The 18,948-nt window shown below is 44.1% G+C and carries 8 protein-coding genes; 6 read left to right on the top strand and 2 right to left on the bottom strand.

From position 1 onward, the window contains the following. Positions 1–2: 2 nt before the first annotated feature. Positions 3–920 (bottom strand): histone deacetylase family protein, encoded by a 918-nt coding sequence (locus ACUVJL_RS01825; protein WP_445244284.1) that lies wholly within the window; start codon positions 918–920, stop codon positions 3–5. 79 nt (positions 921–999) lie between these two features. On the opposite strand from ACUVJL_RS01825, the gene ACUVJL_RS01820 reads away from it, so the two are divergent. From ACUVJL_RS01820 to ACUVJL_RS01805, 4 genes are all read left to right on the top strand, one after another. After that, a complete protein-coding gene (locus ACUVJL_RS01820) occupies positions 1,000–1,509 on the top strand; it encodes a hypothetical protein (protein WP_445244283.1) in 510 nt (169 codons plus the stop codon). A gap of 683 nt (positions 1,510–2,192) precedes the next feature. After that, positions 2,193–6,890, top strand: a complete 4,698-nt coding sequence (locus ACUVJL_RS01815; protein WP_445244282.1) for a response regulator — start codon at positions 2,193–2,195, stop codon at positions 6,888–6,890. Further along, positions 6,856–8,883 carry an adenylate/guanylate cyclase domain-containing protein gene (locus tag ACUVJL_RS01810; protein WP_445244281.1) on the top strand — a complete coding sequence of 676 codons (2,028 nt, stop codon included), beginning with the start codon at positions 6,856–6,858 and terminating at the stop codon, positions 8,881–8,883. The genes ACUVJL_RS01815 and ACUVJL_RS01810 overlap by 35 nt, the downstream gene beginning before the upstream one ends. Positions 8,884–9,166: 283 nt before the next feature. Beyond that, the gene (locus tag ACUVJL_RS01805) at positions 9,167–10,057 is read left to right on the top strand and encodes an alpha/beta fold hydrolase (RefSeq protein ID WP_445244280.1); all 891 of its coding nucleotides are present in this window, start codon (positions 9,167–9,169) and stop codon (positions 10,055–10,057) included. A gap of 563 nt (positions 10,058–10,620) precedes the next feature. Here the strand turns inward: ACUVJL_RS01805 and ACUVJL_RS01800 are convergent. Beyond that, positions 10,621–11,502: a Cof-type HAD-IIB family hydrolase gene (locus tag ACUVJL_RS01800; RefSeq protein ID WP_445244279.1), complete on the bottom strand. Its 882-nt coding sequence runs from the start codon at positions 11,500–11,502 to the stop codon at positions 10,621–10,623. A 429-nt stretch (positions 11,503–11,931) separates the two neighbouring features. Here ACUVJL_RS01800 and ACUVJL_RS01795 point away from each other — a divergent pair, with 429 nt between their 5' ends. Then, positions 11,932–17,445, top strand: coding sequence for a trifunctional serine/threonine-protein kinase/ATP-binding protein/sensor histidine kinase (locus ACUVJL_RS01795; protein WP_445244278.1), 5,514 nt, complete (start codon positions 11,932–11,934; stop codon positions 17,443–17,445). A gap of 48 nt (positions 17,446–17,493) precedes the next feature. Next, positions 17,494–18,906, top strand: coding sequence for an adenylate/guanylate cyclase domain-containing protein (locus tag ACUVJL_RS01790; RefSeq protein ID WP_445244277.1), 1,413 nt, complete (start codon positions 17,494–17,496; stop codon positions 18,904–18,906). The last annotated feature ends 42 nt before the right edge of the window (positions 18,907–18,948 follow it).

The following is an 18,948-nucleotide window of genomic DNA, read 5'->3' as shown; positions in this document are numbered from 1 at the left end:
CATCAAAGTCGGTACTGCCTGTAGGCTTGGCTTGCAGCTCGGTGCAGAAGCGAATGTCGATAAACTAACCCATTCATGTCATCGGAATAGCCACCCCCAATCACACAGGCCACTGGATAACCCCCGGCCAAACAAGTAGATAAAACTTGCATTTCCCGGCGAAATAACCCCGTATCAGTTAAAGCTAATTTTCCCAGTTTGTCACCATGATGAGGATCTACTCCGGCATCGTACAAAACTAAATCTGGCTTGACATTTGAAAGCAAATCTGGTAAAAATTTATCCAATGTTTGTAAATATTCGTCGTCCTCCATACCGACAGGCAAAGGTACATCTAAATCGCCCTTTTGTTTAGTCCCGGGAAAATTAACCTCGCAGTGCATCGAGAAAGTAAAAACGCTGCTGTCATCTTGGAAAATTACAGCGGTTCCGTCTCCTTGGTGCACGTCTAAATCGACAATTAAAACTTTGCGAACTAAACCTATTTTTTGCAAAACGCGAGAGGCGATCGCCAAATCATTAAAAATACAAAAACCCGACCCAAAAGCAGGAAAAGCGTGATGAGTTCCGCCTGCTGTATTGCAAGCCAAACCGCATTCTAAAGCGAGCTTGGCAGTTAGTACCGTCCCTGCAACCGCAGTGCAAGTGCGATTAGCAAGGGCCCGACTCCAAGGCAAACCAATTCGCCGCATCGCTTTGTCATCGAGCGTCCCGTTGCAGTAAGCTTGAACGTAGCGGTGGTCGTGGACTAATTCAATCCATTCTTGAGGCCCAAGTTCGGGAGTGTGAAATTGCGATTTATCTGCTACCCCGTCCGCGAGCAGCATCTGGTAAAGCATCCGAAACTTTGCCATCGGGAAGCGGTGATCCGGTGGCAGGGGTGCAACGTAATCGTCGTGGTAAATAATTGGTAAGTCCATTAAGATTATTGTAGAACGAATGAATCACCAATGGAAAGCCTGCAATCTCAAATTTAAATCTCTGGAGAACCTGTATTATATGCAACCACTAAAAACAGTCTGGCAGCCCGGCAGCAACAACCCCGAAAATGCTGACAGCCTCGATAATATCAGTCAGTGGTGGGGAAACCTCAACGGCAAAGAAATTAGCTGGGTAGAGCGACTGATTCCGCAAATCGGCGGTCTCAGCGAAATTCACTGGCACCCCCAGCGTTTTGACGAAACATTTGTGATAATCAATCCAGAAATCCGTGAGGATACTCTCTATTGGTACAAACGCGGTTCTCCTGTCCAACGTCACAACACTGTTCAGAAACTAGAACTAGACAACCTGCTACAGCAATTGTACATCTATCCTCAGTTAGAATCAGAAATGGTAATTTGCATAGGATTTCCCGAAATTAAATATCAAACACTTGAATTGAACAATCCCGAAATCGCCTTGGGGGAAGATAATATTTTGCTGCTGTGGGAGGCTGACCGAGAACTGGAAATTAAAATCTCCCTCAGCGATGAAAATATTGCTAAACTTAAGGAATTGCTGGCATAAAAAAGACCGAGAAAAGAGTTGATACAGTTGGCATTAAGTGCGGGCTGGTCGATCTATACTCTTAGTTACCTATAAATATCTTAAGACTGACGCGCGGGTCCGAAACAACCAGGTTTTTTCACGAAAAGACGCGTTGCAGCCCGGGGTAACAGTAAAAATCCGGTTGCTTCGCGTCTGGCCACCGTAGCAGGCTGTATCTCTGCTAAAACCCTTTGAAGGTAAGGTGGCAGCACAATGTCAAGAAGCTTGCGTGATCCTCCAGGGACTTTTAACCCTAAAGTCAACCAAAAAACAGTCCTGGACGCATCAACCGGGTTTTGGGTACGAAAATACTTTGTCGGAGCCCTTGAACAGAGTTAAAAAAAACCGGTTTCTGTGGTCGGGAGTGCCTAAGTCCTGATTTTTTTTCGGTCTACTTAATTTTTGCAGCGAATAATGAGATTTATTTTTGCAATAAAATATGACAAAAATGCGGTTGATTTGAGTGACGAACTTAAGACAAGCAGCCAAAAAGTTGGACGAATATAAGGTGCGTTAGTCGCTGGCTAATCTCTAAAATTAATCCTCTGTTTGCTGAGGTTAAAAAGGTTTGATGAATGATTTTAGCGGGAAGAGAATCCCTATACCTATTAAATCATTAATCTGCTGCTAGCACTAGAAAATTCAGAAGGGCAAGACAAAAGATGATAGTTGAAAAAGAAAGGATTCACATTTTAATTATTGATAATCTGCCTGACAACCTCCGGTTAATATCAAGTATTTTGACCAAAGAAGGGTATAAAGTTCAGGGGGCAGTTTCGGGAGAAATGGCGGTAAATGCTAATTTTACCGTTCTCCCAGACTTGATTTTGCTAGATATTGCCATGCCCAAAATGAACGGCTACGAAGTCTGCGAAAGACTGAAGGGTAACGAAAGAACTCGGGAAATTCCGGTGATTTTCTTGAGCGTTTATAATGAAATTTCTCACAAAGTCAAAGCTTTTGAAGTCGGCGGTGCTGACTACATTACTAAGCCTTTTCAAGTGGAAGAAGTTTTAGCGCGGATAGAAAGTCAATTGACTATACAACAGCTATCGAAACAATTAAAACAGCAGAATGCCCAACTGCAACGAGAGGTAGAATTTCGCAAGCGGACAGAAAAATCCCTCCGGGAAAGCCAAGGGCGGTTCCAGAAATTGGCGGTCAATATACCGGGAGTTATTTATCAATTTATAATGAAGTCCGAGGGAAGTTTCAAATTTGAATATATTAGTTCTGCTTGTCGGGAGATTTACGAATTAGAGAGTGAGGAGATATTTAAAAATCCTCACTTGTGCTTCGCTCAAAATCATCCAGAGGATCGACAATATCTGGAAGAACAAATTGCTGCTAGCGCTCGAAGTTTAGAACCTTTGGCCTGGGAATGGCGGATTGTTACGCCGTCGGGTAAACTCAAATGGCTGCAATCTAATTCTCGACCAGAAATTCGCGACAATGGGGATATAGTTTGGTATGGCGTACTTTTTGATATCAGCGATCGCAAGCAAGCAGAAATAGAAACGGCCTCCGCCAAAGCTGCTTTAGAACGGCAAATTCAGCGAGAATTACTGATTGCAAAAATAACTCAAGAAATTCGCTCAAGCTTGCAGCCCCAACAAATATTTCAAATAGCTGCAACTCAAATCGGTCTGGCATTCTGCGTCAATCGCTGTTTGATTCATACTTACGTTACTACCCCCCAAGTCGATATTCCTCTGGCGGCGGAGTATATCGAACCCGAGTGCGAATCTATTGGGAACGTACCCATTCCAATTTGGGGCAATCCTCACATCGTACAAATGATGATAGAAGATCTGGCGATCGCCTCCAACAATGTTTACTCAGACCCTCTTTTGCAAGCTGTTCAACCGATTTGCCACAAGGTTGGGTTGAAATCGATGCTGGCAATTCGCACTTCTTACCAAGGCCGGGCAAACGGCGCTATCTTTTTGCACCAGTGCGATCGCTACCGTTCATGGACTAACGATGAAATCGACTTGTTAGAAGCTGTGGCCGCTCAAGTAGGGATTGCCATCGCTCAAGCTAAACTGATCGATCGAGAAAAAAACCGGCTTGTGCAGCTTGATCGGCAAAATAAACTGCTGCAAGCAGAAATCCGCACCCGCATCGGCGCTGAGCAAGCTCTGCAAGAATCTGAAACAGAATTGCGGGCTATTTTTGCCGCCATGACTGACACAGTTTTAGTGAGAAATGTAGAAGGGCGCTGCATCAAAATCGCCCCGACAGCAACGGCGCTTTTGGTGAAACCTCCAAGCGAGATGATTAACAAAACCGCCCACGAAGTCTTGCCGGAACCTGTGGCAGATTTGGTATTAAATACCCTCCAACAAGTTCTAAAAACGAAGCAAAGCATCAATGTTGAATATAGCTTGAATCTCGCAGATCGCGAAGTTTGCATCGACGCTAAGGTTTCTCCGCTTACTCCAGATTCAGTGATTATCGTAGGGCGAGATATTAGCCTTCGCAAACAAACCGAAGCCGCCCTCAGAGAAAGCCAGCACTTCATTCAAGCGATCGCCGATTTCAATCCCAACTTATTGTACGTTTACGATGTAATTGAACAGCGGAATGTCTACAGCAACCGACAAATTTCGACGATGCTCGGATACACCGCCCGAGAAATAGAAGATATGGGTCCAGCAATCATGTCAACGCTGCTCAACCCCGAGGATTTGTCAGACTTTTTGGCAAGGCTTCAAAAATTGGATCAAGCCAAAGACGGCGATGTCATTGAATGTCAATACCGAATGAAACACAAAAACCGTGAATGGCGGTGGATGCACAGTTGGGATACAGTATTTCTCAGAACAACTGATGGTAAACCCAAACAAGTTCTTGGCACGGCTAATGACATTACAGACCGCAAATTAGCCGACGAGAAACTGCTAGCATCGCAGCAAAGAATCTCATTTTTATTGCAGCAAACGCCGATCGCAGTTATCGAGTTAAACCTCAATTTAGAAATTATCACTTGGAATCGCGCGGCCGTTGCTATTTTTGGCTACAGTGAGCAATTCGCGAAAGGGAGAGTCGCCTCCGATTTTATCGTACCTGAAAGCTACAACCAGCAAGTATCTGAGATTTTCAATCACGGCCCGAACGCCAAATCCAGCGGCACTTCCGAAAATATGACCAAAGACGGCAGAATTATCACCTGCGAGTGGTACAATACTCAGCTAATTGACGATAACGGTACAGCGATCGGCATTGCATTAATGGCTGTAGATATTACCGAACGCAAGCAAGCAGAAACCGAATTGCAAGAAAGTGCTTTACGACAAAGAGCGATCGCCCGCATCATTGAAAGAATGCGGCAGACTTTAGATATCCGAAAAATTTTTCAGACCACAACCCGAGAATTGCGCCAAACCATGAAGTGCGATCGAGTCGCCATTTACCGTTTCAATCCAGACTGGAGTGGCGAATTTGTAGCCGAATCCCGTGACCCCAAGTGGGTTTCTTTCATCCAAGAACAGAAGATCGATTCTCACCTTACTGAAGGCGCTTTAGACAGCGAACTTTGCGTCGTCCCAAACTTAGATAGCACCTCACAAGTATGCGATACCTATTTGCAAGAAACCAAAGGCGGAGCCTACAGCCGAGGTAAACCTTACCTTTGTGTCCCAGACATTTACAAGCAGGGCTTCGATAATTGTTACATCCAATTGCTAGAAAAATTTCAAGCTAAATCCTACATTATTGTGCCAATTTTTTGCGGCAAAAAGCTCTGGGGATTACTAGCATCCTATCAAAATTCAGCTCCCCGCCAGTGGAGCGAAGCTGAAATCAACGTTGCAGTTGATGTAAGCACTCAGCTAGGAGTAGCATTACAGCAAGCGGAATTGCTCGCCCGCACTCAAAGGCAGTCAATGGAACTGATGAAATCTAAAGAAAACGCCGAAGTTGCCAACCGCGCTAAAAGCCAATTTCTCGCTGCCATGAGCCACGAACTCCGCACGCCTCTCAACGCCATTCTCGGTTTTTCTCAAGTCATGGCTCGCAATAGTTCTATCACGGAAGAACAAAAAGAATACATAGAAATTATCAACCGCAGCGGCGAACATTTGCTGGAACTGATCAATGATGTTTTGTCAATGTCCAAAATAGAAGCAGGTCAAATTACAATCAATGAAAGCCGCTTCAATCTCTACAACCTTCTCAACAGTCTTAAAGAAATGCTGGAGCTAAAAGCCAACTCACAAGGTTTGGGCCTAATTTTTGAAACTACCGACTATTTGCCGGAGTACATTCAAACAGACGAAGCTAAATTGCGGCAAGTTTTAATTAACCTGCTCGGCAATGCGATTAAATTTACTCAACAGGGAACCGTTACTTTGCGCGTCAGCAGCCAAGTAGAAAAAAACGCCACAGAAGAAAACAAATCCCAATTGTATTTTGAAATTGCCGACACTGGACCAGGCATTTCTCCCTCGGAAATCTCCACATTATTCAAGCCATTCGTACAAACCGAAACAGGTCGGAAATCAATGCAGGGAACTGGTCTCGGATTGCCGATCAGCCAACAGTTTGTCCGGATTATGGGAGGTGATATTGCTGTTGAAAGTCAAATCGATAAAGGCACAACTTTCAGATTTAATATCTACGTTAAGTTAGTAACTGAAAGTGACGAACCAGAAAAATCGGCGGTTAAACAAGTTATTGCTTTAGAAGCCGAACAACAAACTTATCGGATATTAATAGTTGAAGATGTAGCGGAAAATCGCCAACTGCTGGTTAAGCTCCTCGTACCGCTGGGATTTGAAGTCCGCGAAGCAACTAACGGTCAAGAAGGAATTGCTTTGCAGTCAACTTGGAAGCCGCACCTGATATTAATGGATATGCTGATGCCAGTGATGGATGGGTACGAAGCGACAAGACAGATCAAGCAAACTCTAGAAGGTAGAGAAACAATAATTATTGCCCTGACGGCTAGTGCTTTTGACGAGCAGCGGCAGATAATTTTGTCTGCTGGTTGTAACGATTTGATCTGTAAACCGTTTCGGGAAGAGGTACTCTTTGAAAAGATAGCGCATCACCTGAACCTGCGTTATATTTATGAGGAAGAAAACTCCTCTACTTCTTTTTCAGCACCGACGCTGCTTAAAAGTTTGACCACCGAGGATTTGAGTGTAATGCCCACAGACTGGGTAATCGAGTTGCACCGAGCAGCACTTTGCGTTGACGACAACCGCATCCTCGAACTCATCGAGCAAATTCCCGAAACTAAGGCAAATCTTGCTAAGGCTTTAACAGATTTAGTCGAAAATTTTCGGATAGATATCATTATAGATTTAACTCAATTATATTATGATGAACGACATTCCATTACCAGCGGAACCTAAAGACATTCTGATCGTTGACGATATGCCGGACAACTTGCGACTTTTATCCACTATGCTGACCTGTTACGGGTATCATGTCAGAAAGGCTATTAACGGACAACTGGCTCTGCAAGGGGCGGAAATATCTCCTCCGGATCTAATTTTACTAGATATTAATATGCCGAAAATGAACGGCTATCAAGTTTGTGAGAAGTTAAAGTTAAGTGAAAGAACTAAAGATATTCCGGTAATTTTTATTAGTGCGCTAGATGACGTGATGGAAAAAGTTAAAGCTTTTGAAGTAGGAGGAGTAGATTATATTACTAAGCCGTTTCAAATAGAAGAAGTCTTAGCCCGCGTCCAAAACCAACTTTCCCTTCGTTTGCTGCAATCCCAACTGCAACTGCAAGCTAGGGAACTGCACGATCGCAATTCTAGATTGCAGGAAGAAATCGCAGAACGGCAGCGGGCTGAAGAATCAATCCGGTTTTTGCTGGAAACTACGCGGGCGATCGGCGAAGCTGTAGACTTTCACTCAGCTTTAGAAGTAATTCTGCACCAAGTTGGCGAAACAATCGGATGGGATGTAGGAGAAGCTTGGATTCCCGATGCAGAAGGAAGTGTGCTGCAATCTGCCCCGGGCTGGTATGCCAGCAACGCGAGGATGGATTCGTTCCGCAGCCAAAGCGAAAAGCTGACCTTTGCCATGAATATAGGGCTACCGGGACGAGTTTGGGCATCCAAGCAACCGGAATGGGTAGAAGATATTTCCCAGGGCTACCCGGATTTTCTCCAAAGTCAAATAGCACTAGAAGTCGGATTTAAAGCGGGTTTTGGCGTGCCGATTTTGGTAGGCGATGAAGTATTGGCAGTGCTAGTTTTTTTTAAAATTTTGCCTTGTCGGAAAGACGCGCGATTTATAGACATTTTTAATGCAGTCGCCACTCAATTAGGTTCTTTGATTCAGCGCAAACAAGCAGAAGAATTGCTGCGCATTGCTCAAGAGAAATATCACAGCATTGTAGAAAATGCGATTGCAGGCATTTTTCAAAGCACACCTTCAGGAGGCTATATCAGCGCTAATCCAGCTTTGGCAAAATTGTACGGTTACGACTCGCCACAAGAATTGATGTCCGACATTACAAATATTTCTCAGCAACTGTACGTTAACCAGGCACGCCGCCTCGAATTCGTGGCTGCTATGGAGGCTGACAATGCCGTTTCTGGGTTTGAATCTATGGTATGCCGCAAAGACGGGCGCCGGATTTGGGTGTCAGAAAATGTCCGGGCTGTTCGAGATGCAAAAGGTGAGCTGCTCTACTATGAGGGTACTGTTTCTGACATTACAGAGCGAAAATTAGCGCAAGAAGCGCTCAAAGTTCAACAGGAACAAAGCGAGAAGTTGCTGTTAAATATTTTGCCCAAACCAATAGCAGAACGCTTGAAGGCGCAGCAAAGTACGATCGCCGACAGTTTTGCCGACGTAAGTGTTTTATTTGCTGATATTGTTGGCTTTACAGAGTTGTCTGCTAGAATGTCTCCGACGGAGTTGGTAAAGCGCTTGAACGTGATTTTTTCCCACTTCGACCAGTTAGCAGAAAAGTACGGTGTGGAGAAAATTAAGACTATTGGCGATGCTTACATGGTAGTCGGGGGATTGCCTAGGCCGAGAGATGACCACGCCGAGGCGATCGCCCAAATGGCCCTGGGAATGCAGGCAAAAATAGCAAAGTTGTCCGCCGACACAGGGGAAAAACTGGCAATTCGCGTCGGCATCAATTCCGGGCCGGTGGTGGCGGGAGTAATTGGTGTGAGCAAGTTCACCTATGATTTGTGGGGAGATACGGTGAATGTAGCGGCGAGGATGGAAGCTACGGGGAATGCCGGCAGAATTCAAGTTACTGATGTTACTTATGAGCTTTTGAAAGATAAGTATTTGTTTGAGAGGCGAGGCGTGATTCCGGTAAAAGGTAAGGGGGATATGATGACTTATTGGTTGCTAGAAAAAAAGTAAAAATTAGGAATTGGGCATCGGGCATTGGGCATCGGGCATTGGGCATCGGGCATTGGGCATGGGGCATGGGGCATTGGGCATGGGGCATTGGGCATTGGGCATCGGGCATCGGGCATTGGGCATTGGGCATCGGGCATCGGGCATGGGGCATCGGGCATTGGGCATTGGGCATTGGGCATCGGGCATTGGGAATAATGTTCTTGTGGGGCCTTGCTTCTAGCCCGTTCCTAAAGAGATGGTGCTGCTATGATGAAAGTAGTTAACGAAACTTTACATAATAGCCGTGACTGCACAACAATTAGTATCTGCAACGAGTTTTGAAAAGCTAATTTGGACTTGGAAAGGTCACAAAATCCAATATACCGTCCAAGGAACCGGCCGCCCTCTGATCTTGATTCACGGATTTGGGGCTTCGATCGGACATTGGCGGCAAAATATCCCCGTACTCGCGGCCGGCGGCTATCGTGTATTTGCTCTGGACTTGCTGGGATTCGGTGCTTCCGCCAAACCAGCCCTAGATTACACTCTGGAATTGTGGGAAGAATTGCTGACAGATTTCTCGGCGGATCTGGTACAAGAACCGGCTGTATTTGTCGGGAATTCGATCGGCGCTTTGCTGAGTTTGATGGTAGTGGCCAACCATCCAGAAATATCAGCCGGCGGTGTCTTAATCAACTGTGCTGGCGGGCTCAACCACCGGCCGGAGGAACTGAATTTCCCGCTGCGAGTAGTGATGGGGAGTTTTAGTAAATTAGTTCGATCGCCCCTGATCGGCCCGTTTGTATTCAACAACATCCGCCAAAAACACCGAATCCGCAACACCCTGCGCCAAGTTTACAGCAACCACGAAGCCATCACCGACGAACTCGTAGAACTCCTGCACGCCCCCTCCTGCGAGCCCGGAGCTCAACAAGTGTTTGCCTCAATTCTCACAGCCCCAGCAGGCCCTCAACCCTCAGAACTGCTGCCCAAAGTCGATCGTCCGTTATTGGTACTTTGGGGCGCAGACGACCCCTGGACGCCCATCGCCGGCAGCCAGATTTATCAACAATTGGCCGCCAACGGTAAACCAGTGAAATTTGTTTCAATTCCCAACACAGGCCACTGTCCCCACGACGAGCGGCCCAGTGAAGTCAACACTCTGATTTTGGACTGGCTGCTGGAAGTCAAGTAAAATTTTTCTGATCGAGGCAAGCCTTGGGCGATCGAGTCAAACCCTTGCATGGCAAAAGTTTTGCCTCACTCCACCGCACTTTCAGCCCGGCAACAGCCGACTCAAAAAACAATTTTTGTAAAAAGTATTGACACAATTTACTGAGTCGGCTATAGTGATGGACGTGTGAGGAGCGAACCAGAAGAAGCACCGAGACGAAACACGGCCAGTCGTCGGTGCTTTTTCTGTTGAAAAGCATTTTTAAGAGTTTTAAATTATCTATAATTCACATCCCCCATATCTGTAAGCCCGCCCCGCCTTCTTCATTTCTTCCTTCGCGTTCTTCGCGTCTTCGCGGTTCGTTAAATAAATATTCTGATGCTGCAAAAAAAGTAATTGACTGGACTTGAACTCAAAAAATCCGAAAGTGTGGATTTTTTTTTCTAATCAAAACTTGATTGCATAGAACTCAAAACTAGACAGTTATATAATAACTTACATATTGTCCCTGAGTTGGGGCGGGTCGATCTAGATTTTTTCCAGATGTCGGCAAACCCGCCCCTGCGGTATTTGTGCTACAAATATCAGCGATCGCCCAAAACAAATTGTTCGATCGCAGCCGCCACCCCGTCTTCCTCCACATCCGGCGCCACCCAATTAGCAGTAGCCTTGACCCCCTCAGGAGCATTGCCCATCGCCACGCCCACGCCAGCGTAGGTAATCATTTCTACATCATTAAAATTGTCGCCGATCGCCATCACGTTCGCCGCCTGCAAACCCAAAAATTCCTCCGCTAAATACTGCACGGCATCTCCCTTATGCGCCAAAGGATGCGTAGCTTCAAAAAAAGTAGCAACCGATCGAGTCAAATAAAGCTCCGCAGGCGTGTAGCGCAGCCGCATACTGCTGAGCAAGCCGTCGAGTACCCCCGGATTCTCGCACAAAGCCAAAACTTTCGTCGGTTCCCCCGGAATATCTCGCCGCAAATCTTTAAGCGCGATCGGTTCAATGCCCGATCGTGCGGCATAAATTCGGGTAGCTTCGGTAATTTCCGGCACGTAAAGTTGGTCGTCAATGTAGAAATGGATCGAAAGGAGCGATCGCAAATGCGGTTCTTCAAAAGAATCTAACAGTTGCAGAGCAGTTTGTTTCGACAGCGGCAAGTGCCTGAGCCGCTTTTGAGTAGCCGGATCTTGAATCCACGCGCCCTGGTAGCAAATCAGCGGCAATGTTGAGCCGATGTCGCGGTGAAAACGCAAAGCCGATCTGTACATCCTGCCCGTAGCGATGGCCACTTTCACTCCCCGCGACGAGGCCGCCAAAATTGCCTGCTTGACGGATACTCGGATGTCATTTGACAAACCTGCGATCGTGCCGTCGATATCCAGTACCAGTAGTTTAATCTCTGCGGTGCCAAAAGCGCGATCGGCCGCAGTCGCTGGATTTGAGGCAGTTATATTCTGCATGATTGTTTTTAGATTTTAGCTGTTGATTTGCACGCACCAGTTTATTTTGGCACTGCCGGGATAGCAAAGTGTGGCTTCGGATTTTTTGAAGACTAAGATATATATAAGTAAGTAAGCGCAAAAATCAATAAGATCGAGGATGGGCCCTCCGGGGCGGGTTTAGGTAATATCACAAGATACAAGGCACTCTACTGCTACAAAACCCGCCCCACCCATCTAATGTTTATTTGTAACCACTTACTTAATATCCATAAGAGCCCCCCGTAAACTGGCGTAATAACCGCCCTCGACCTGCGTTATGTATTCCCACTTACTTAAGTAGACCACTTTCATAAAATCCTGCAACTGGAGGCAATATCTCAACCATTATGTTATCATTCATTTTCACTTCTTCAATCTCAAATCTTCAATCTAAAATCTAAAATCGTTATGATTACCATTCCGGGATACCGCATTGACGGAGAACTTTATAAAAACTCTCACACAGCTATTTATCGAGGGATGCAGCTTAAGGAACAAAAACCTGTTATCCTCAAAACTCTCACGCCGCCATACCCTACCCCAGCGCAAATAGCCCAACTCCTGCACGAATCCGAAATCCTTAAAAATTTGAATTTGCCAGGAATATTCAAGCTTTACAAAATAGAAAAATACAATCACTTTCCTGTTTTAGTGTTAGAAGATTTTGGCGGCATTTCTCTAAAAGACTTTCTCAGCCACAACCAGCTAGAGTTACAACAATTTCTGCAGATTGGCATAAAACTAGCAGAAACTATCGGGCAACTCCACGAACACCACATCATCCACAAAGATATTAAACCCAGCAATATTATTGTCAATATCGAGACAGGAGATATCAAGATTGCTGATTTTGCGATCGCCTCGCTGCTACCAGGCGAAAATCAAGCCCTCAGCCATCCCAATTTACTCGAAGGAACCCTCGCCTATATGTCTCCCGAACAAACCGGACGCATGAATCGGGCGATCGACTACCGCACCGATTTTTATTCTTTAGGCGTCACTTTTTATGAAATGCTCTGCGGCGAATTGCCTTTTAATGCGATCGATCCAATGGAATTAGTACACTGCCATATTGCCAAAAAACCAGTTTCTCCTTGTAAGAAGAGAAAGCAGAAAATAGAAGGTAGAATCAATCAAGCAGAAATCGGCGAGATTCCTCAAGTCGTTTGCGATCTCGTAATGAAACTATTAGCAAAAACCGCCGAAGATAGGTATCAAAGTGCTTTCGGACTTGCGTGGGACTTAGAAAATTGTCTCACTCAACTCCAAACAACCGGCGAAATTTCTCACATCACCCTCGGCGAGCAAGATCAATCAAGTCACCTGCAAATTTCCCAAAAACTTTACGGGCGAGAAGAAGAAGTTAATCTGCTGCTGAGTACCTTCGATCGCATCAAGCGAGGAAATACAGAAATCGTCCTGATTTCCGGTTGTGCCGGTCTGGGCAAATCCTGCTTAGCCTATGAACTCTTTAAGCCGATAGTGCAGGAAAACGGGTATTTTATTGACAGCAAATTTGAGCAATTTAAGCGCGATATTCCCTACGGTTTTTTGCTGCAAGCTTTTCAAGAATTGTTGCGGCAAATCCTCACAGAAACTGCCGCCCAAGTCCAAGTTTGGAGAGAAAAAATCTTAAAAGCTCTCGGCGGCAACTGCCAAGTAATTATTGAAGTTATTCCCGAAGTAGAACTGATTGTTGGGCCGCAACCCCCAGTGCCAGATTTAGGAGCAAATGAATCTCAAAATCGCTTTAATTTAGTATTTAAAAAATTTATCCGCGTCTTTACTCAAAAAAAACACCCGCTGGTAATATTCATCGACAATTTGCAGTGGGTCGATTCAGCATCACTCAAGTTAATACAACTGCTAGCAACTGACCTCGAAATTCAATACTTATTAATAATTGGAGCCTATCGAGAACAGGAAGTAGATGCCAATCATCCCGTAATGCTGACTGCAGAAGCAATTTCCCAAGCAGGCGTGACTGTGAGCGCGATCGCCCTTTCGCCTTTAGATATTAACAGCGTCAATCAATTCGTTGCGGACACTCTGAACTGCGCACCAGAAAAGTCGCTAACTTTAGCAGAATTGCTCTTTAAACAAACCGCAGGAAATCCATTTTTTTTGAGTCAATTTATGAAGTCTCTTTACTCAAAAAAATTGCTCCAGTTTAAATTTAAACCCTCGCAAAATTCCGTCGAGCGAGCCGAACCTAACAATTCTGACTATACCCAAAAAATCCCAGAAGGATTGGTGAACAAATGCCAACCCAAAGGCGAGTGGCAGTGGGATATCGAGCAAATACAAGAAATGGGAATAACTGACAATGTTGTAGAATTAATGATAGACAACATTCATAAACTTTCAGAGAATACCCAGGAAATGCTCAAATTAGCCGCTTGTATCGGCAACAAATTTGATTTAGGAATTCTCTCCACGCTCGGCGAAAAACCTCTGGCTTCCGCAGCAACAGACCTCTGGGAAGCACTTAAGTCCGGCCTAATTTTGCCCGTAAATAACGCCTACAAAATTCCGATTGCCCTAGCAGCGAGCACAGAATTAACAGACCAAATATCTAGAGACTTTACAGATGGATTGTCCCTACCAGTTGCTGATGCTGCTGGCGCGACTTACAAGTTTTTGCACGAGCGAGTGCAGCAAGCAGCTTACGCTTTAATATCCGACTCTCATAAACAAGAAATTCATCTCAAAATCGGCAGATATCTGCTGCAAAATGCCCATCCAGAGCAATTAGAAAAAAATATTTTTGAAACCGTTAACCAACTAAATGCAGGCAAAGAAATCATCAGTAGTGAATTAGAAATATTTAAATTGTGCCAATTAAATTTAATGGCAGGCCGCCAAGCAAAAGCAAGTGCAGCTTACGAACTCGCCGTCAAATATTTAACCGCAGGTATTGAACTGCTTCCCCCGGAAAGTTGGCAAACTGACTACGACTTGACTCTTGCACTCTACGAGTCAGCTGCAGAAGCAGCTTACCTGAATACGGAGTTTGAACAAATGGAAAAATGGGCAGAAATTGTCCTGCAACAAGCAAAAAATGAACTAGACAAAATCAAAGTTTTTGAAATCAGAATCACAGCTTGTGCGATGCAAACCCAACTCCAAGAATCGGTAAAAATTGGTCGGCAAGCACTAAAAATGTTAGGAATAAACTTTCCCGAATCGCCTAGTCCCCTCCACATTCAGCAAGCATTGACCCAAACCGCAGCTTATTTTACGGAAAAAAACATAGAAGATTTAATTAACTTGCCGATCATGATAAATCCGCGCAAATTAGCAACAATGCGCGTGCTTTCCAGTATGTTTTCAGCTACGCTTATAGTTGAACCAGTGCTGCTGCCCCTGATTGTATGTGAGCAAGTTAATTTATCTATTAACTACGGAAATTCTGCTTTTTCCGCCTTCGGTTATGCTCATTACGGGGCTATTTTAAAAGGAATATTTAGAGATCTTGAATCAGCAGACCGCTTCGGTCAATTAGCTTTAGATTTGCTCGCTCAATTAAATGCTGTAGAGTTTAAAAGCAAGACGCTTAATTTAGTAGCATTCATTTGGATGCACGGCAAGCATCACGTTAAAGACACTTTACCGCTGTTAGAGGAAGCCTATCAAATCGCGCTAGAAAATGGTGATTTAGAAGGGATAGGATATTCTGCAGTAAATATTTGTCAGTCTTTGTATTTCATCGGTCAAGAATTGCCACAACTCCAACAAAAAATGGCAAATTACAACCATTTGCTGTCTCAACTCAAGCAAGAAACAGTATTGACTTGGAATCAAATATATCGGCAAACAGTTTTGCAATTGATGGGAAACTTAGCAAGTTCTGAAATTTTATTAGGTGAAGCTTACAGCGAAGAAAAATTGTTGCCACTGCTGTTGAAAGTTAACGATCGGGTGGGACTCCAACACTTTTATTTACAAAAATTAATTTTAGCGTATTTATTTGGAGATGTCGAGCAAGCGCTAGAAAATGCAGCGCAAGCCGAAGTTTATTTAGACGGAGTTGTGGGCTTTATTAATGTTCCTGAATACCATTTTTACGATGCTCTGGCGCGACTAGCAGCATATCCATCTGCAACGAAGGAAGAACAAGAAGAGCATCTTTATTACGCGACAGGTAACCTAAAAAATCTGCAAAAAAAAGCGTTTTTTGCCCCGATGAACCTTCAGCACAAATGCGACTTAATCACCGCAGAAAAAGCGCGAATTTTGGGTAACATTGTGAGCGCAATGGAATATTACGACTGCGCAATTCAAGGCGCACAAGAAAACGGATACATACAGGTACAAGCACTTGCAGCAGAATTAGCCGGAGCGTTTTATCTATCCATAGGACGATCAAAAATTGCTAAAACTTACTTGACAGAGGCGCATTATTGCTATCAGCGCTGGGGAGCAAAAGCCAAAGCAGCGCATTTAGAATCAAAATACTCGCAGTTGCTAACTTCAGCCTCGATTTCAACTAATATCGAAACTCACAAATCTACCAGTAGCGCTTCCACTACGAGCGACTGTGCAGGCGTGCTAGACTTGACAACAGCAGTCAAAGCATCGCAAACCTTGGCTGGCGAAATAGTTCTAGACAAACTGCTGGCAAAAATGATGAAAATTGTTATTGAAAATGCCGGGGGGCAAACAGGCTTTTTAATACTAGAAAAAGACGGTCAATGGGTGATTGAAGCATCAGGATCTGTAGATGTCGATCGCGTAACTGTCATGCAATCAATTCCGATAGATTTTGGAGCCGAGGATCGAGAAGTAACTTTGCTGGCAGTTGCAGTTGTCAACTACGTCGTTCGTACCCAGGAAAGCCTAGTTTTAAACGATGCCGCCCGCGAAGGACAATTTACTCGCACACCCTATATAAATGCCGTTCAACCTAAATCAATTCTTTGCACTCCGTTAATCCACCAAGGCAAACTCAGCGGCATTATATATTTAGAAAATAATCTGACTACAGGCGCTTTTACGCCAGATCGGTTAGAAATATTAAAACTGCTGTCTTCTCAAATTTCTATCTCCATCGAAAACGCCCAACTTTACGCCAATTTGCACCAATTCAATCAGAATCTCGAAAATTTGGTACAGCAGCGTACCTCCGCTCTCTCCCAAACTTTAGAAGATCTAAAATCCGCCCAAAATAAATTGGTAGAATCGGAAAAAATGGCCGCCCTCGGAGGGTTGGTTGCAGGTGTTGCCCACGAAATCAATACTCCCATCGGCATCGGCATCACCGCCGCCTCCCTGCTAGCTGAAAAAGTCACAAAATTTGTTGAGCTTTACACCAATGGCCAAATTAAACGCTCTGAGTTAGAAAAGTTTCTGGATACCGCCATGCAAAGCAGTAATATGATCTTATCCAACCTGACGCGGGCGGCAGACTTGATTCACAGTTTTAAAGAAGTGGCAGTAGATCAGTCGAGCGAATTAAAACGAACGTTTAACTTAAAAAACTATCTTGAGGAAATTTTGATATCCTTAACTGTCAAACTAAAAAGAACTAAACACAAAATAGAGATTAAGTGCGATGAAAATATTGTACTGAACAGTTACCCTGGGGTGCTGTGTCAAATTGTGACAAATCTGGTGTTGAATTCCCTAATTCACGCTTACGATAGAGAAGACGCAGGAATTCTGACCTTTGATTTCAAACTAGAGGGCGATCGGCTAATATTTGAATATGCCGATAATGGCAAAGGAATTGCCCCAGAAAATCTCAGTAAAATTTTTGAACCGTTTTTTACAACCAAAAGATCTCAGGGCGGCACCGGATTGGGATTACACATTATTTATAACCTTGTTACTCAAAAACTAAAAGGCACTATTCGCTGCGAAAGTCAAGCTCAAAAAGGCACAAGATTTATGATTGAATTTCCCGCTAAAATGAGCAATTAGTTATTATACCGCCAGCATAAATATAAGTTTTATTTAGGAGAATGATAAATGTCAGAAGCTAGTAAAAACCTGTTGGCTGGGGGCGATGACGAATTAATAGCCGCAGGCGACGATGAATTAATATTTGCCGAAGAAGACGAGGTAGAAGAAAAGCCGATAGAAGCCAGTTGGAAAATATTAATTGTAGACGATGAAATAGAAATTCACAATATTACAAAACTAGCTTTAAAAGACTTTACATTTGAAAACAAACTCATTACATTTATTAGCGCTTACTCAGGCAAAGAAGCCAAAGAAATTATCCAAGCCCATCGAGATATAGCATTGATTTTACTCGATGTAGTTATGGAAACAGAAGAGGCAGGCTTGGAAGTAGTAAAATACATCCGCGATATTTTAGACAATCAGATAGTGCGGATTATTTTACGCACTGGACAGCCGGGACAAGTCCCAGAAGATGTAGTAATTGTCAGCTACGATATTAATGATTACAAAACTAAAACAGAACTGACAAACAAAAAGTTATTTACGACGGTAGTAACAGCACTGAGAGCATTTCGCTCCCTGACTCAAATCGAAGCCAGCAAAAGCGAACTCGAAAAAATTGCAGCAGCTTCCGCCCGCTTTGTCCCCCGCGAATTTTTAAGATTTCTTAAAATTGAAAGCATTGTTGATGCGAGATTGGGAGACTCTGTACAGGCAGAAATGACGATTATGTTTGCCGATATTCGCTCATTTACAAGTCTGTCAGAAAGTATGTCTCCCCAACAAAACTTTGATTTTATCAACTCTTACTTAAGCCGAGTTGGCCCAGTTATCCGTCAGTACAATGGTTTTATCGATAAATACATTGGTGACGGGATTATGGCTTTGTTTCCTAACAAGGCTGAAGATGCTGTGCAAGCAGCAATTGAGATGCAGCACCAAGTTAAAATTTATAACATACATAGGCAAAATAGCGGCTATCAACCTATTGCGCTCGGCATTGGTTTGCATACGGGGACTTTAATGTTAGGTACGATTGGCGAAGCGGAACGAATGGAAAGTACGGTGATTTCTGATGCCGTTAATTTAGCTTCCCGTGTGGAAGGATTGACAAAGCTCTATGGAGTTGGTATTGTAGCTAGCGTGCAAACCCTTTGCCGGCTAGACGATCCTCAACATTACAAGTGCCGGTTTCTCGATCGCGTTCAAGTAAAAGGAAAAAAAACACCTGTTGGTGTATTTGAAATTTACGACGGCGACTCGGAGACAATGATCGAACTAAAAGCACAAACCCAAACTTATTTTGAACAGGGAATTTTTTTATACTACCAGCAGCAATTCGCGCAAGCAAGGCGAATGTTTCGGCGCGTCTTGCAAGTCAACAAGTCTGATAAGGCAGCATCTTTTTATGCAGAACGCTGCGGTATCTTGATGAAGAATGCACTAATTATGACTCTGGAAGAAATTGAGATTTAGTTAAAAATAATGGGTAATGGGTAATTGATTATTGATAATTAG

Source organism: Microcoleus sp. OTE_8_concoct_300 (assembly GCF_031383065.1).
In the GTDB taxonomy this organism is placed as follows: Bacteria; Cyanobacteriota; Cyanobacteriia; order Cyanobacteriales; family Microcoleaceae; genus Microcoleus.
This window is presented reverse-complemented; position numbering and strand designations above follow the sequence as displayed.

Bases quoted from the DNA above. Each gene is read 5' to 3' on its own strand.
- ACUVJL_RS01825 (WP_445244284.1), bottom strand. From the start codon at position 920: ATGGACTTACCAATTATTTACCACGACGATTACGTTGCACCCCTGCCA.
- ACUVJL_RS01820 (WP_445244283.1), top strand. From the start codon at position 1,000: ATGCAACCACTAAAAACAGTCTGGCAGCCCGGCAGCAACAACCCCGAA.
- ACUVJL_RS01815 (WP_445244282.1), top strand. From the start codon at position 2,193: ATGATAGTTGAAAAAGAAAGGATTCACATTTTAATTATTGATAATCTG.
- ACUVJL_RS01810 (WP_445244281.1), top strand. From the start codon at position 6,856: ATGATGAACGACATTCCATTACCAGCGGAACCTAAAGACATTCTGATC.
- ACUVJL_RS01800 (WP_445244279.1), bottom strand. From the start codon at position 11,502: ATGCAGAATATAACTGCCTCAAATCCAGCGACTGCGGCCGATCGCGCT.
- ACUVJL_RS01795 (WP_445244278.1), top strand. From the start codon at position 11,932: ATGATTACCATTCCGGGATACCGCATTGACGGAGAACTTTATAAAAAC.
- ACUVJL_RS01790 (WP_445244277.1), top strand. From the start codon at position 17,494: ATGTCAGAAGCTAGTAAAAACCTGTTGGCTGGGGGCGATGACGAATTA.